General features: G+C 72.5%; 17 protein-coding genes. 11 read left to right on the top strand and 6 right to left on the bottom strand.

Features of this window, described 5'->3' with window-relative positions; genetic code table 11:
• Positions 1-10: 10 nt before the first annotated feature.
• Positions 11-646 (bottom strand): TIGR03085 family metal-binding protein, encoded by a 636-nt coding sequence (locus ACWC0C_RS36230; RefSeq protein WP_450868514.1) that lies wholly within the window; start codon positions 644-646, stop codon positions 11-13.
• An 83-nt stretch (positions 647-729) separates the two neighbouring features.
• Here ACWC0C_RS36230 and hisI point away from each other — a divergent pair, with 83 nt between their 5' ends.
• From hisI to lgt, 11 genes are all read left to right on the top strand, one after another.
• The gene (gene hisI, locus ACWC0C_RS36225; RefSeq protein ID WP_450868513.1) at positions 730-1,131 is read left to right on the top strand and encodes a phosphoribosyl-AMP cyclohydrolase; all 402 of its coding nucleotides are present in this window, start codon (positions 730-732) and stop codon (positions 1,129-1,131) included.
• A 7-nt stretch (positions 1,132-1,138) separates the two neighbouring features.
• Positions 1,139-2,617, top strand: coding sequence for an anthranilate synthase component I (locus ACWC0C_RS36220; protein WP_450868511.1), 1,479 nt, complete (start codon positions 1,139-1,141; stop codon positions 2,615-2,617).
• A gap of 71 nt (positions 2,618-2,688) precedes the next feature.
• Positions 2,689-3,327: a TIGR02234 family membrane protein gene (locus tag ACWC0C_RS36215; protein ID WP_449196025.1), complete on the top strand. Its 639-nt coding sequence runs from the start codon at positions 2,689-2,691 to the stop codon at positions 3,325-3,327.
• A gap of 178 nt (positions 3,328-3,505) precedes the next feature.
• On the top strand, positions 3,506-3,766 hold the full coding sequence (locus tag ACWC0C_RS36210) for an HGxxPAAW family protein (RefSeq protein ID WP_449196024.1): 261 nt from the start codon (positions 3,506-3,508) through the stop codon (positions 3,764-3,766).
• 134 nt (positions 3,767-3,900) lie between these two features.
• Entirely contained in the window at positions 3,901-4,344 is a 444-nt protein-coding gene (locus ACWC0C_RS36205; RefSeq protein ID WP_450868509.1) for a DUF2752 domain-containing protein, read from the top strand.
• 134 nt (positions 4,345-4,478) lie between these two features.
• Positions 4,479-5,288: an indole-3-glycerol phosphate synthase TrpC gene (trpC, locus tag ACWC0C_RS36200; RefSeq protein WP_449196022.1), complete on the top strand. Its 810-nt coding sequence runs from the start codon at positions 4,479-4,481 to the stop codon at positions 5,286-5,288.
• A gap of 21 nt (positions 5,289-5,309) precedes the next feature.
• The gene (gene trpM / locus ACWC0C_RS36195) at positions 5,310-5,516 is read left to right on the top strand and encodes a tryptophan biosynthesis modulator TrpM (protein WP_372478048.1); all 207 of its coding nucleotides are present in this window, start codon (positions 5,310-5,312) and stop codon (positions 5,514-5,516) included.
• Between the two features lie 68 nt (positions 5,517-5,584).
• Positions 5,585-6,868, top strand: coding sequence for a tryptophan synthase subunit beta (gene trpB / locus ACWC0C_RS36190; RefSeq protein ID WP_450868507.1), 1,284 nt, complete (start codon positions 5,585-5,587; stop codon positions 6,866-6,868).
• Positions 6,865-7,683, top strand: coding sequence for a tryptophan synthase subunit alpha (gene trpA, locus ACWC0C_RS36185; protein ID WP_449196019.1), 819 nt, complete (start codon positions 6,865-6,867; stop codon positions 7,681-7,683). Before trpB ends, trpA begins: the two co-directional genes overlap by 4 nt.
• A gap of 89 nt (positions 7,684-7,772) precedes the next feature.
• Positions 7,773-8,546 (top strand): DsbA family protein, encoded by a 774-nt coding sequence (locus tag ACWC0C_RS36180; protein WP_450868505.1) that lies wholly within the window; start codon positions 7,773-7,775, stop codon positions 8,544-8,546.
• A gap of 102 nt (positions 8,547-8,648) precedes the next feature.
• Positions 8,649-9,620: a prolipoprotein diacylglyceryl transferase gene (lgt, locus tag ACWC0C_RS36175; protein WP_450868504.1), complete on the top strand. Its 972-nt coding sequence runs from the start codon at positions 8,649-8,651 to the stop codon at positions 9,618-9,620.
• 62 nt (positions 9,621-9,682) lie between these two features.
• On the opposite strand, the gene ACWC0C_RS36170 is transcribed toward lgt, so the two are convergent.
• From ACWC0C_RS36170 to ACWC0C_RS36150, 5 genes are read right to left on the bottom strand one after another with little or no spacing between them, the layout of a single operon-like run.
• On the bottom strand, positions 9,683-10,495 hold the full coding sequence (locus tag ACWC0C_RS36170; protein ID WP_450868502.1) for an HpcH/HpaI aldolase/citrate lyase family protein: 813 nt from the start codon (positions 10,493-10,495) through the stop codon (positions 9,683-9,685).
• Positions 10,492-11,691: a CaiB/BaiF CoA transferase family protein gene (locus ACWC0C_RS36165; RefSeq protein ID WP_450868501.1), complete on the bottom strand. Its 1,200-nt coding sequence runs from the start codon at positions 11,689-11,691 to the stop codon at positions 10,492-10,494. Before ACWC0C_RS36165 ends, ACWC0C_RS36170 begins: the two co-directional genes overlap by 4 nt.
• A 24-nt stretch (positions 11,692-11,715) precedes the next feature.
• On the bottom strand, positions 11,716-12,609 hold the full coding sequence (rbsK, locus tag ACWC0C_RS36160) for a ribokinase (RefSeq protein ID WP_450868499.1): 894 nt from the start codon (positions 12,607-12,609) through the stop codon (positions 11,716-11,718).
• Entirely contained in the window at positions 12,606-14,183 is a 1,578-nt protein-coding gene (locus ACWC0C_RS36155) for an ADP-ribosylglycohydrolase family protein (RefSeq protein ID WP_450868498.1), read from the bottom strand. The genes rbsK and ACWC0C_RS36155 overlap by 4 nt, the downstream gene beginning before the upstream one ends.
• Entirely contained in the window at positions 14,171-15,397 is a 1,227-nt protein-coding gene (locus ACWC0C_RS36150; RefSeq protein ID WP_450868496.1) for an ADP-ribosylglycohydrolase family protein, read from the bottom strand. Before ACWC0C_RS36150 ends, ACWC0C_RS36155 begins: the two co-directional genes overlap by 13 nt.
• Positions 15,398-15,402 lie beyond the last annotated feature (5 nt).

Below are 15,402 nucleotides of genomic sequence, written 5' to 3'. Positions count from 1 at the left end.
GCGGCCCCTCTCAGATGCCCAGCTGCCTGGACTCGTGCAGCCTGGTGATCGCGTCCGCCTCGCCGTCCACCTCCACCTTGGCCGCGTCCTGCCGGCCGAACGCGAACATCAGCAGCTCCGACGGCTCGCCGGTCACCGTCACCACCGGCGCACCCCGGTGCGCCACCGCCGTCTGCCCGTCCGGGCGGCGCAGCACCAGACCCGTCGGCACCCCCCGGGCCACCAGCCGCGCCGAGCGCTCCAGCCGGGACCACAAGGCGTCCTGGAAGACCGGGTCCAGCTCGCGCGGGCTCCAGTCCGGCTGGGCGCGGCGGACGTCCTCGGTGTGGACGTAGAACTCGACGATGTTGGCCGCCTCGTCGACCTGCTTGAGCTGGAACGGCGAAAAGCGTGGCGGGCCGGTACGGATCAGCTGGATCAGCTCCTCGTACGGCTTCGCGGTGTACTCGGCCATCACCTTCTCCAGGCGCGGCACGAGCTGCTTGATCAGCGTGCCCCCGGCCGCGTCCGGGCGGCGCTCCCGCACGATCACATGCGCGGCCAGGTCCCGGGTCCGCCAGCCCTCGCAGAGGGTCTCCGCGTCCGGACCGACGGTTTCCAAGAGGTCGGCGAGCAACAGCCGTTCACGCTTGGCGAAGGTCGACATGGAGTCAGCCTACGACCAGCCGCCGAGTCCGCGCAGTGGACACGGCACCGGCACTGTCGCACCCGCGCGGCACAATGGCATCCATGACCAGTCCGACCGGCATGCCCCGGCCCAGCAGCCTCGACCCGGAGATCGCCGCCCGCCTCAAGCGCAGCGCCGACGGTCTCCTGCCCGCCATCGCCCAGCAGTACGACACCGGCGAGGTGCTCATGCTCGGCTGGATGGACGACGAGGCGCTTAACCGCACGCTGACCACCGGCCGCTGTACCTACTGGTCGCGCAGCCGCAAGGAGTACTGGGTCAAGGGCGACACCTCGGGTCACCTCCAGTGGGTGAAGTCGGTCGCGCTGGACTGCGACGCCGACACCGTCCTGGTCAAGGTCGACCAGGTGGGCGCGGCCTGTCACACCGGCGCGCGCACCTGTTTCGACGAGGATGTGCTTCTCAAGGACGCCGATGCCGTCGCCCAGGCATCCGATCAGTAAGGCCGACATGGACCTCGAGACCTTCCGCAAGCTCGCCACCGACCGGCGCGTCATACCCGTCACGCGCAAGCTCCTCGCCGACGGCGACACCCCGGTCGCGCTCTACCGCAAGCTGGCCGCCGAGCGCCCCGGCACCTTCCTGCTGGAGTCCGCGGAGAACGGCCGCTCCTGGTCCCGGTACTCGTTCGTGGGCGTGCGCTCGGCCGCCACGCTGACCACGCGGGACGGCCAGGCCCACTGGCTCGGCGCCCCGCCCGTCGGCGTCCCGGTCGACGGCGACCCGCTCGCCGCCCTGCGCGCGACGATCGAGACCCTGCACACCCCGCACCAGGAGGACCTGCCGCCCTTCACCGGCGGCATGGTCGGCTACCTGGGCTACGACATCGTCCGCCGCCTGGAGAAGATCGGCCCCGGCGAGCGCGACGACCTGCGCCTCCCCGAGCTGACCATGCTCCTGACCAGCGACCTCGCCGTCATGGACCACTGGGAGGGCTCGGTCCTGCTGATCGCCAACGCGATCAACCACAACGACCTCGACACCGGCGTGGACGAGGCCTACGCGGACGCCGTGGCCCGTCTCGACGCCATGGAGGCCGACCTCACGCGCGCGGTCGCCCAGCCCCCGGCCGTGCTGCCGCCCTCCGAACTGCCCGAGTACACCGCGCTGTGGGGCGGCCCGGACTTCCAGGTGGCCGTCGAGGACATCAAGGAGCGCATCCGCGCGGGCGAGGCCTTCCAGGTCGTGCCCTCCCAGCGCTTCGAGACCCCCTGCACGGCGAGCGCCCTGGACGTCTACCGGGTCCTCAGGGCCACGAACCCGTCGCCGTACATGTACCTGTTCCGCTTCGACGGATTCGACGTCGTCGGATCCTCCCCCGAGGCCCTGGTGAAGGTCGAGGACGGGCGGGCCATGGTCCACCCCATCGCCGGCACCCGCCCCCGCGGCGCCACCCCGCAGGAGGACCAGGCCCTCGCCGAGGAACTGTTCGCCGACCCCAAGGAACGCGCCGAGCACCTCATGCTCGTCGACCTCGGCCGCAACGACCTCGGCCGGGTCTGCGAGCCCGGCTCGGTCGAGGTGGTCGACTTCATGTCCATCGAGCGCTACTCGCACGTGATGCACATCGTCTCGACCGTCACCGGCAAGGTGGCCGAGGGCCGTACGGCCTTCGACGTGCTCACCGCCTGCTTCCCGGCGGGCACCCTCTCCGGCGCCCCCAAGCCCCGCGCGATGCAGATCATCGACGAACTGGAGCCGTCCCGGCGCGGTCTGTACGGCGGCTGCGTCGGCTACCTGGACTTCGCCGGCGACTCCGACACCGCGATCGCCATCCGCACGGCCCTGCTCCGGGGCGGCACGGCGTACGTCCAGGCGGGCGCGGGCATCGTCGCCGACTCGAACCCGGTCGCCGAGGACCAGGAGTGCCGCAACAAGGCGGCGGCGGTGCTCCGGGCGGTGCACACGGCCAACCGGCTGGGCAAGTAGGGCGCTTCTCGCCAAGTGGGGTGCTTCTCATACGAACCCCGGGTGACGGTTCGCCCGGGGTTCAGGCGATAGTGGAGTACATGACTGCAGTACCTCACCCTCGCTCGGAAGCGGCCGGACCCGCCCGGTCCGGCCGCCGCAGCCTCGCCGTGGCCCTCCTGTGCGGTGCGCTCGGCGCGGCCGTGGCGCTGCTCGCGACCCGCCAGCGCTGGGCGGAGGGCACCGCGACGGTGGCCGGCGGCGCGTTCCCGCTCACCGTCAAGGGCAGCGACGTCACGGGCGTACCCGCGGCACTCGCCATAGTGGGCCTCGCCGCGCTCGTCGCCGTCTTCGCCGTCCGCAGGGCCGGCCGGATCGTCGTCGCCGGGCTGCTCGCGCTGTCCGGCGCCGGGATCGTGGCCGCCGCGCTCGTGGCCGCCACCGACGACTCCGCGCTGGACGGCAAGGCCGCCCAGGCGAGCGGCGACACCTCCGCCACCGTCGCCGCGCTCAGCCACACCGGCTGGCCCTACGTCGCGGCCGCAGGCGGCGCGCTGATCCTGCTGGCCGGCCTGCTGGCGCTGCGCTTCGGCAGCCGGTGGCCCGCCATGTCCGGCCGCTACGAGCGCGGCGGCGACCGCCCGCGCCGCAAGGCCCGGCCCGTCGATCCCGAGCGGCCCGAGGAGATCTGGAAGGCCCTGGACCGCGGCGAGGACCCGACCGGGGCGTGAGCCCGCCGCGCCCGGCGGGGATGTGGTGAATCAGACGTCACCCCCGCGTCCGGCACGCGCGCGCGTACGGGACAATGGACGACGAGCGTCCGGCTCGGACAGTGACGGGCGGGCTCGGAGCCGTACGACACGTACGCCGCTCTCCTGGGACACGTACACAGCAACGAGGAGCACAGACATGGCGGGCAGCAGCCACGGCCACGGTCACACCCCGGCCGCCTGGACCGGTGTCATCATTTCCTTCATCGGTTTCTGCGTCGCGGGCGCCTTCATGGTGATGGCCCAGCCCGTCGGCTTCTGGGCCGGCATGGTGCTCATCCTCGGCGGCGCGGTGGTCGGCGGCATCATGAAGGCCATGGGCTTCGGCGCGGACCCGAAGCCCCTCGCGATGAGCGGCGCGCCCGTCGCGACCCGCGAGCCGGTCGCGGCGGAGAGCTGACCACACAGGCTTCCCACGAGGGGCGGCCCGGCACCTGCTGAAGGGTGCGGGCCGCCCCTCGTGGTGTCCCGGGAATCTCCCCGGCAGCCGCGGACCGGCGCGCGTGGCGCCGAGTCGGAGGGGACAATGATCGGGTGAACGTCGACAGCGGTGCGGTCCCGCACCGGGCCGTGCCTCCCACGCCCGTGTGGCGCCGGCTTACGGTCCCGGCCGGACTCCTCGCGGCCGTCGCCGGATCCTCGGCCTACGTCGGCGCCGTCGACCCGAACGAACCGGGTCACTACCCCGTCTGCCCGCTGTACCGGCTCACCGGCCTGTACTGCCCCGGCTGCGGCGGACTGCGCAGCGCGCATGCCTTCGTCCACGGCGATCTCCTCACCGCCCTGCACGACAACGCGCTGGGTGTGGCCGCCTACCTGGGCTTCGCGGGGCTGTGGACCGTATGGACGGCCCGTACGGTGCGCGGCCGGCCGATGCGGATGAGGCCGGGGCCGGTGCACCTGTGGGCGGCCGGAGCGCTGCTGCTGGTGTTCACCGCCGTCCGGAACCTGCCGTCGGGGGGCTGGCTGCGTCCTTGATCGAGCGGTGGGCGTCCAGGTAGTGGGACCGGCATCCACCGGATGCGAAGGCTCCGCGCTCCTGCGGATACCATCGCAATGACCACGGGTTTTCAAAACCTGAAGGAACCACCGTCTGAAAGGGGGCCGCTCGCGTGAGTGTGCTCGACGAGATCATCGACGGAGTCCGTGCCGACCTCGCAGAGCGGCAGGCACGCGTCACCCTCGACGAGCTCAAGGAGCGCGCGGCCAAGGCTCCCGCCGCAAAGGACGGGGTGGCCGCGCTCAAGGGCGACGGCGTCAAGGTGATCTGCGAGGTCAAGCGCTCCAGCCCCTCCAAGGGCGCGTTGGCGGCGATCGCCGACCCGGCCGGGCTCGCCGCGGACTACGAGGCGGGTGGCGCGGCCGTCATCTCCGTCCTCACCGAACAGCGCCGCTTCGGCGGCTCGCTGGCCGACCTGGAGGCCGTCCGCGCGCGCGTGGACATCCCGGTGCTCCGCAAGGACTTCATCGTCACGTCGTACCAGCTGTGGGAGGCCCGGGCGTACGGCGCCGACCTCGCGCTGCTGATCGTGGCCGCCCTGGACCAGCCGGCCCTGGAGTCGCTGATCGAGCGCGCGGTGTCGATCGGTCTGACCCCGCTCGTCGAGGTGCACGACGAGGACGAGGTCGAGCGGGCCGTGGACGCGGGTGCCAAGGTCATCGGCGTCAACGCGCGCAACCTGAAGACGCTCGAGGTCGACCGCGGCACGTTCGAGCGGGTCGCCCCGGAGATCCCGGACCACATCGTCAAGGTCGCCGAGTCCGGTGTCCGCGGCCCGCACGACCTGATCGCGTACGCCAACGCCGGCGCCGACGCGGTCCTGGTCGGCGAGTCCCTGGTCACCGGCCGAGACCCGAAGACCGCCGTCGCCGACCTGGTCGCCGCGGGCGAACATCCCGCACTGCGGCACGGCCGGAGCTGATCCCCCGATAGGCTGACACCGATGACTCCCACCGTGACGACCGTCGACCGGTACGCGCGCCTGGCCCGCGGCTGCCGCCCGCGGGGCTGCCGTGCGCCGGCGAGGCGCGTCCACGGTCGCAGGGTCCGGTACGTCATCGGTGACGAACCTGGGCAGGTAAACGGACGTCGATGGCAGCGCGCCCCAAAGGGGCGCGGGGAACTGCGCGACCAGCCACACACGGCCTGAGGTCGTACGACAAACTCCGCCCCCACGGCGATTAGTGTTTTTTCACGCACTCACCGTGAGGTTTCGGCATGCCCAGCAACTTCTTCTTCCCTGACCCGGAGGGTCAAGTCCCCACCGCCGAAGGCTACTTCGGCGTGTTCGGCGGCAAGTTCATCCCGGAGGCCCTCGTCGCCGCCGTGGACGAGGTCGCCGTCGAGTACGACAAGGCCAAGGCCGACCCCGAGTTCGCCCGCGAGCTCGACGACCTGCTGGTGAACTACACCGGCCGCCCCAGCTCCCTCACCGAGGTCCCCCGTTTCGCCGAACACGCCGGTGGCGCCCGGGTGTTCCTCAAGCGGGAGGACCTCAACCACACCGGCTCGCACAAGATCAACAACGTGCTCGGCCAGGCCCTGCTCACCAAGCGCATGGGCAAGACCCGCGTGATCGCGGAGACCGGCGCCGGTCAGCACGGCGTCGCCACCGCCACCGCCTGCGCCCTCTTCGGCCTCGACTGCACCATCTACATGGGCGAGGTCGACACCAAGCGCCAGGCCCTGAACGTGGCCCGGATGCGCATGCTCGGTGCCGAGGTCGTCGCCGTGAAGTCCGGCAGCCGCACCCTGAAGGACGCCATCAACGAGGCGTTCCGCGACTGGGTGGCCAACGTCGACCACACCCACTACCTCTTCGGTACGGTGGCCGGTCCGCACCCCTTCCCGGCGATGGTCCGCGACTTCCACCGGGTCATCGGTGTCGAGGCCCGCCGCCAGCTCCTGGAGCGCGCCGGGCGCCTCCCCGACGCCGCCGTCGCCTGCGTCGGCGGCGGCTCCAACGCCATCGGCCTCTTCCACGCCTTCATCCCCGACGCGGGCGTCCGGCTGATCGGCTGCGAACCGGCCGGCCACGGCATCGAGACCGGCGAGCACGCGGCCACGCTGACCGCGGGCGAGCCGGGCATCCTGCACGGCTCCCGGTCGTACGTCCTGCAGGACGACGAGGGCCAGATCACCGAGCCGTACTCGATCTCGGCGGGTCTGGACTACCCGGGCATCGGGCCCGAGCACTCCTACCTGAAGGACTCCGGCCGCGGTGAGTACCGCGCGATCACCGACGACGCGGCCATGCAGGCCCTGCGCCTGCTGTCCCGTACCGAGGGCATCATCCCGGCCATCGAGAGCGCCCACGCCCTCGCCGGCGCCCTGGAGGTCGGCAGGGAGCTGGGCAAGGACGGCCTGATCGTCGTCAACCTCTCCGGCCGCGGTGACAAGGACATGGACACCGCCGCCCGCTACTTCGGCCTCTACGACACCGACGCCGAGGTGGCCGCCGACGAAGCCGCCACCGCCGAGATCGAAGGGGACGCCAAGTGAGCGGGAACATCCAGCTGTTGAGCGACACCCTCGCCGGCGCGAAGGCCGAGGGGCGCTCCGCCCTCATCGCCTACCTCCCGGCCGGATTCCCCACCGTGGACGGCGGCATCGAGGCGATCAAGGCCGTCTTCGACGGGGGGGCCGATGTCGTGGAGGTCGGCCTGCCGCACAGCGACCCCGTCCTCGACGGCCCGGTCATCCAGACCGCCGACGACATCGCCCTGCGCGGCGGGGTCAGGATCGCCGACGTCATGCGTACGGTCCGGGAGGCGCACGCGGCGACCGGGAAGCCCGTGCTCGTGATGACGTACTGGAACCCCATCGACCGCTACGGCGTCGAGCGCTTCACCGCCGAGCTGGCCGAGGCGGGCGGCGCGGGCTGCATCCTGCCCGACCTGCCGGTCCAGGAGTCGGCGCTGTGGCGGGAGCACGCCGAGAAGCACGGTCTCGCGACCGTCTTCGTGGTGGCGCCGAGCAGCAAGGACGAGCGGCTCGCCAAGATCACCGCGGCGGGCAGCGGCTTCGTCTACGCGGCCTCGCTCATGGGCGTCACCGGCACCCGCGAATCCGTCGGCGCGCAGGCCCAGAACCTGGTCGAGCGCACCCGCGCCACCGGCACCGGACTGCCCGTCTGCGTCGGACTCGGTGTCTCCAACGGTGCTCAGGCCGCCGAGGTCGCCGGCTTCGCCGACGGCGTCATCGTCGGCTCGGCCTTCGTGAAGCGGATGCTGGACGCCCCCGACCACGCCTCGGGTCTCGCGGCGGCCCGCGAGCTGGCCGAGGAACTGGCGAAGGGCGTGCGCGGACAGGCGTAACCGTCAGTAATGCGGAAGATTCGGTCACTCGAACGAGTGGACCTGGGACCGGGGAGGCGCGCTGCGCCTCCCCGGTTCGTTCTGGGGGTGTGAGCGAGAAGAACCGTGACGGAAAGCGCACCGCCCGGGAGCGGCTGGCGGTCGAGCGTGAGAAGCAGAAGGCCACGGAGAAGCGACGGCGCAATCTGATCGTGGGCGCGAGCGTCGTCTGCGTCCTGGGCCTTGCGACGGTGATCGGCGTGGTCGCCGCCAACTCGGGCAAGAAGGGCAGCGAGAAGGCGGGCCCGGTCGTCGCGCCCTCGGGTGCGCAGGGCAAGGACAGCCTCGCGATCCCGGTCGGCAAGGACGGCGCCAAGTCGACGCTCACCATCTGGGAGGACGTCCGCTGCCCCGCCTGCCAGGCCTTCGAGGTCGCCTACCGCCCGACGCTCCACGAACTGGTCGACTCCGGCAAGCTCAGAATCGAGTACCACCTGGTCCGGCTGATCGACGGCAACCTCGGCGGCACCGGCTCCCTGCGCGGCGCCAACGCCCTGGCCTGCGCCCAGGACACCGGAAAGTTCCGCGACTACCACGACGTGCTGTACGCGAACCAGCCCAAGGAGACCGACGACGCGTACGCCGACGACGCCAAGCTGATCAAGCTGTCCGGCAAGGTCGGCGGCCTGGACTCGGCCGCATTCCAGAAGTGCGTCAAGGACGGCACCCACGACAGCTGGGTGAACAAGTCCCACAAGGCCTTCCAGTCCGGCGGCTTCTCCGGCACGCCGACGGTCCTGCTCGGCGGGAAGAACATCTACCAGGACCAGACCATGACCCCGGCCAAGCTCAAGCAGATGGTGGAGGCGGCCAACCGCGGGTAAGGATCTTCGTCCCGCCCGTCCTTTTTCTCACGCCCCCGTTATGGACCCGTAGCCGGGCTGCTTGCCGTCCCCACGGCCCGGCACGGTAGCGTCGGACTTGCCATGGAACTTTCCTACATTCCCAGCCCGTCGCGCGGGGTGCTGTACCTCGGCCCCATCCCGCTGCGCGGCTACGCCTTCTGCATCATCATCGGCGTCTTCGTCGCCGTCTGGCTCGGCAACAAGCGCTGGATCGCCCGTGGCGGGCGGGCCGGCACGGTCGCCGACATCGCGGTCTGGGCGGTGCCGTTCGGTCTGGTCGGTGGCCGGCTGTACCACGTGATCACGGACTACGAGCTGTACTTCAGCCCGGGCCGTGACTGGGTGGACGCCTTCAAGGTGTGGCAGGGCGGCCTGGGCATCTGGGGCGCGATCGCGCTCGGCGCGCTCGGTGCGTGGATCGGTGCGCGGCGCCGGGGCATCCCGATGCCCGCGTACGCCGACGCCGTCGCCCCCGGCATCGCCTTCGCGCAGGCCATCGGCCGCTGGGGCAACTGGTTCAACCAGGAGCTGTACGGCCGTGAGACGCACGTTCCATGGGCCCTGCACATCACCTCCTCCGAGGGCGGCCGGGTGCCGGGCTACTACCACCCGACCTTCCTCTACGAGTCCCTGTGGTGCGTCGGCGTGGGCCTCCTGGTCATCTGGGCCGACCGCCGCTTCAAGCTCGGCCATGGCCGCGCGTTCGCCCTGTACGTCGCGTCCTACTGCGTGGGCCGCGGCTGGATCGAGTACATGCGCGTGGACGACGCGCACCACATCCTGGGGCTCCGCCTGAACGACTGGACCGCGATCATCGTGTTCCTGCTGGCGGTGGCGTACATCGTGGTGTCGTCGAAGGTGCGGCCGGGCAGGGAGGCCGTGGTCGAGCCGGGTGTCTCCGACGGTTCGGCCGACGGTACGGAAGGTGCTGACGAAGCCGAGGCCGAGGTCGAGGACAAGACCGAGGCCAAGGTCGAGGACAAGGCTGAGCCGGAGGCCGTGGAGGCCGTGGAGGCGAAGGACGAGGCCGAGTCGGCGACCAAGAAGAGCTGACGGATGGTTTCACCGCACCGAGGGCGCCCGGAGTCCGTGTTCCGGGCGCCCTCGGCGCGCATCTAGTTCCTGTACGCCAGCGACAGCGTTCGCTGCGCCAGTGTCACCGCCGCCGCGTCGATGAAGCGGCCGTCGGGGAGAGCCTGGGCGCCTGCTTGGGTGGCTGCTGCCTTCAGGACCGTTTCGGCGTGTTCGATCTCCGCCGGGGTGGGCAGGTAGGCCCGTTCGATCACCGGCAGCTGCCGGGGGTGGATCGCGGCGCGGCCCAGGAAACCGAGGGTGCGGCCGTGGGCGCAGGAGGCGGCGAGGCCGTCCAGGTCGCGGATGTCGGGGTGGACCGACTGCGGCGGTGGGGCGAGGCCGGCCGCACGGGCGGCGGTGATCACCCGGGAGCGCGGCCAGTCGAGGCCCGCGTCGGCCCGTACGCCCAGGTCGGCCCGCAGGTCCGCCTCGCCGAGGGCGATGCCCCGCAGGGCGGGGTGGGCGGTGGCGATGGCGTAGGCGTGCTCGATACCGAGAGCCGTCTCCAGCAGGGCGTACAGCGGGACGGGAGTGGCCGTGGCGACCCGAATGATCTCGGCTGGGGCCGTCACCTTCGGGAGCCGTAGCCCCGAGAGGCCGGGCAGCGTCCCCAGAGCGTCCAGGTCCGCCGCGGCCCACGGGCTGTCCGGGACGTTGACGCGGACGTGGACCGGGACCGGCTGGGGGTCGGCGAGGAGGGCGGCCGTGGCCGTGCGGGCGTACTCCTTGCGGTCCGGGGCGACCGCGTCCTCCAGGTCGATCACCACCACGTCCGCGCCCGCGGCGAGCGCCTTGGTCACCACGCGCGGGCGGTCGCCGGGGACGTAGAGCCAGGTGAGCGGGGGCCGGGTCACAGGGCTCCCCCCGTGCGCAGGGCGGCGATGTCGGCCGGGGTGAGGCCCAGCTCGGTGAGCACGGCCTCGGTGTCGGCGCCGTGCGGGCGGCCGGCCCAGCGGATCGCGCCGGGGGTCGAGGAGAGCCGGAAGAGGACGTTCTGCATGCGCAGCGGGCCCAGTTCGGGGTCGTCGACGGTGGTGACCGTGTTCAGGGCCTGGTACTGGGGGTCGGCCAGCACGTCCCGGACGTCCTGGACCGGGGCCGCCGCGGCCTCCGCCTTCTCGAAGGCCGCGAGGACCTCGGCGCGGGTGCGGGCGGCGATCCAGGAGCCGACCGCCTCGTCCAGGACGTCGGTATGGGCGGCGCGGTCCGCGCCGGTGGCGAACCACGGCTCCTCGATCAGCTCCGGGCGGCCCACCAGGCGCATCACCCGCTCCGCGACGGACTGTGCGGAGGTGGAGACGGCGACCCAGAGGCCGTCGGCGGTGCGGTAGGTGTTGCGCGGGGCATTGTTCGCGGAGCGGTTGCCGGTGCGTTCCTGGACGTAGCCGAGCTGGTCGTACCAGGTCAGGTGCGGGCCGAGGACCGACAGGATCGGCTCGATGATCGCCATGTCGACGACCTGCCCGGCGCCGGTGCGCTCCCGTGCGGCCAGCGCGGTGAGCACGGCGTAGGCGGTCGCGAGGCCCGCGACCGAGTCCGCGAGCCCGAAGGGCGGCAGCGTGGGCGGTGAGTCGGGCTCGCCGGTGATCGCGGCGAAGCCGCTCATCGCCTCGGCGAGGGTGCCGAAGCCGGGGCGGTGTGCGTACGGCCCGAACTGGCCGAAGGCCGTCACCCGGGCGAGGACCAGCCGGGGGTTGGCGGCGGCCAGCTCCGCCCAGCCCAGCTCCCACCTCTCCAGGGTCCCCGGGCGGAAGTTCTCGATCACCACGTCGGTGGTGGCGGCGAGCCGGAGCAGGGTGGCACGGCCGCCGGGCGTGGACAGGTCCAGGGTGATGGTCCGCTTGTTGCGGCCGAGCACCTTCCACCACAGGCCGATGCCGTGCTTGGCCGGGCCGTGCCCGCGGGAGGGGTCCGGCCGGTCCGGATGCTCGACCTTGATCACCTCGGCGCCGAAGTCGCCGAGCAGCGTGGCGGCCAGCGGGCCGGCGAACAGGGTCGCGAGGTCCAGCACCCGCAGACCGGTGAGGGGCGGTGGAGTCGTCGTACTCATGCGTCGTACCTCATACAGGGCTCCTCATGCGGTGAACTGGACGTCGATCTCCTGGCGGTACGGCATCGACACCGAGGCCCCGGCCCGCTGGACGGAGATCGCCGCGGCCGCCGCCGCCCAGGACAGGGCCTCCCGCACCGGTTTCTCCTCGGCGAGGGCCACCGCGAGCGCGCCGACGAAGGTGTCGCCGGCGCCCGTGGAGTCGACGGCGGTCACCTTCGGCGCCGGGATCACCAGCGGCTCGGTGCCCCGGGCCAGGTAGAGGCTGCCCGTCGCGCCGAGGGTGACGACGACCTCCGGCACCAGGTCCAGCAGGGCGGCGGCGGCCTCGCGCGGGTCGGTGCGGCCGGTGAGGGTGACCGCCTCGTACTCGTTCGGCACCAACAGGTCGGTCGCGGCGAGGAGTTCGGGCGGCAGCGGCTGGGCGGGCGACGGGGTGAGGACCGTACGGACCCCGTGCCGGCGCGCCGCCTGAGCGCCCGCGACGACCGCGGCCAGCGGGATCTCCAGTTGCAGCAGCAGGGCGTCGGCGGAGGCGAGCAGGCCCTCGTCGCCGGGGGAGAGATGGTCGACGGTGCCGTTGGCGCCGGGGATGACGACGATGGAGTTGGCGCCCTCGTCGTCCACCACGATGTGCGCGGTGCCGGACGGGCCCTCGACCGTACGCAGGAAGTCGGTGTCCACGCCGGAGTGTTCGAGGGTGTCGCGCAGCCGCACGCCGAAGGTGTCGTTGCCGACGGCGCCGATCATCGAGACGGTGGCGCCGGCGCGGGCCGCGGCGATCGCCTGGTTGGATCCCTTGCCGCCGGGGATCGTGCGGAACTCCCGTCCGGTCACGGTCTCGCCGCGCTGCGGAGCCTTGGCGACATAGGTGACGAGGTCCATGTTCGTGCTGCCGAGGACGACGATGTGGGTCATGAGCGGGTCGTCTCCAGGTGGGTGAGGTGGGCGAGGGTGTCGAAGCCGGTGCCGTCGAAGTCGGCGACCGTGGTGGCGAGGCGGTTCTTCAGCGGGGCCCGCCAGCGGTCGGGGAGGGCGGCGGGTTCGCCCGCGAGCAGGCCCGCGATGCTGCCGGCCGTGGCGCCGCCCGAGTCCGTGTCCAGGCCGCCCGACACCGCACGGCAGATGGAGCCGGTGAAGTCGCCGTCCGCGTGGGTGAGGGCGGCGGCGAGCAGGGCGGTGTTGGGGATGGCGTGGACCCAGTGGTGGGTGGGGGAGTAGCGGGCGTGGAGTTCGTCCACGACGTCGTCGAAGTCCTCGTGGGACCCGGCCAGCCGGACGGCGTGGTCGATCGCCCGCGCCAGCCGGGAGCGGGGCGGGACCACCCGTCGGCCGGTACGCAGGCAGGCGTGGATGTCATGGGCGCCGGTGGCGGCGGTGGCGATGACGGCGGCCGTGAACATCGCCGCGTAGACGCCGTTGGCGGTGTGGGTGAGGACCGCGTCGCGGTGGGCCTGCTCGGCCGCGGCGGCCGGATCGCCGGGGTTGGTCCAGCCGTGCACGTCGGCGCGGATCAGGGCGCCGATCCACTCGCGGAAGGGGTTGCGGTGGCGGGCCGTGTGCGGGGGGTCGATGCCGCTGAGGAGGTTGCGGTAGGCGATGCGCTCGGCGGTGAAGGTGCGGCCGGGCGGGAGTTCGTCCAGCCAGAGCCGTGCGACGTCCGCCGTGGTGAAGGTCTTTCCGTGCCGCTGGAGGAGAAGGAGGTTCAGCAGGGGGTAGTTGAGGTCGTCGTCCTCGGGCATGCCGTCGATGTTCTCGGCGAGGGAGGTGGCGGCCGAGCGGCGGTTCCAGGGGTGCGCGGCGAGGAGGTCCTCCGGGACGCCGTGGGCCGTGAAGTAGGTGGTGAGGGGCCAGTTTCCGGCGGCTTGGGCGAGGGCGCGGATGGCGGCGAGGGGGAGCTTTTCGACGGGTTTGCCGAGGAGGCACCCGATGGCTCGGCCGAGCCAGGCGGCTTCCAAGGCGGCCGGGGTTGGGGCCGGCGCGGGGGGTGGGTCGCTGGCCCGCGCTTGCGGGGTGCCGCTGTCTGCGGGACGGGCGCCGCCCCCGGCGGCACGACTGCCCGCAGCGGCGGCGGTGCCCCGAAGCCGGCGGTACCGCAGCTCCCCAGGGGCGCGGGGCTCTGTTCGATATGCGGCTGCCGCCGCGCGGGCGCGATCAGCCCCCACCGGCCCGCAGTCGAACGACGGTGGTCGCAGGCAGTTCGGCGGCGTCGGCCAGTCCGGGCACAGGGACTTGATGCGGGCCAGGTCCGTCGGCTCGTCGTCGGACAGACGGCTGGGCAGGTCGGCCAGTTCGTCCAGTAGGTCCTCCGCCAGGAGGCGCAGGTAGCGGGAGGCCCGGTGGGTGGACGCGCCTGCGCGCAGCGGTGCGTCCATGCCGCCCGCCGCTCGCCAGCGCGCCTCGACCGCCGCCGGTTCCCGTCCGTCCAGGCGCGCCTGGCGGAGTTCGTGGCCCAGCAGATCCTCCGGCTGGACCCAGGTCAGTCGGAGCATCCGGTGCCTCCGAGTGCCGTGAACGCCCGCTCGTGCGCGCGGCGCCGGAGTACGTCCCGGTCGAAGATCTCCCGCGTGACCTCGGTCAGCGTGCGGGCCGGCTCCCACAGGTCCAGTCGGCTGGCCTCCGCGACCGTCTTCGCCCAGTCCTCCGGGACGGGCGAGCCGAGGGCGCCCGCCAGGGCACCGGCCATCGTGGCGATCGAGTCGCAGTCGCGGCCGTAGTTGACCGCGCCGAGGACCGCGTGCCGGTAGTCGCCGCCGGAGACCAGCAACATGCCCAGGGCGATGGGCAGTTCCTCGATGGCGTGCAGCCGGGAGGGGCGGCGGGCGGCCAGGGAGGGGGAGCGGTAGTCCGGGCCGACGGTGTCGTACGGGGCCACCGCCGCGCGCAGGGGTCGTAGCGCCGACTCGAAGTCACGGTGATCACGGGCCACTTCGCAGACCTTCTCGATCGCCTCGCGCGTGCCGTCCTTCGCCAGGGACAGACAGGCGGTGACGACCGAGTCCGGGGTCGCGCCGGGCGTCGTGGCGGCGGCGACGGCCGCGGCGAGGACACCGGCCGCCTCACGGCCGTACGACGACTGGTGCGCGCCGGTGATGTCCAGCGCCTCGGCGTAGGCGGCGGCCGGGTTGGCCGCGTTGACCAGGCCGACGGGGGCCATGTACATCGCCGCGCCGCAGTTGACGATATTGCCGACGCCCGCCTCCCGGGGGTCTGCGTGGCCGTAGGCCAGCCGGGCCACGAGCCACTTCTCGGCGAGGAAGAGGCGCTGCAGGGGCAGGGCCTCGGTCTCCAGCTCCGGGATCCAGCGCGGGTTCGTCATCAGGTCCGGGACCAGGTGGTCGGCGATCGCGTACGCGTCGAGGTGGTCGCGGACGCGCGCGTACACCCGGATCAGCGCGTGGGTCATCAGGGTGTCGTCGGTGACGTGGCCGTCGCCCTTGTGGTATGGGGCGATGGGGCGGGCGGTGCGCCAGGCGTCGCCGTGCCAGGGGCCGACGATGCCGTGGACGCGGCCGCCGTGGCGCTCGGCGATGCGGTCGGGGTCGTAGCCCTCGACGGGACCGCCGAGGGCGTCGCCGACGGCGGCTCCGACGAGGGCGCCGGTGATCCGCTCGTGGAGCGTGTGCGGGGGGCTGTGTGGGGGGCTGTGTGGAGGTGATCCGCTGTTTTCTTCGTCTTCGAGTCCTTTGGACTCCTTGGGCGTCATGCCCC

It is taken from the genome of Streptomyces sp. NPDC001709, assembly GCF_053596375.1.
This window is presented reverse-complemented; position numbering and strand designations above follow the sequence as displayed.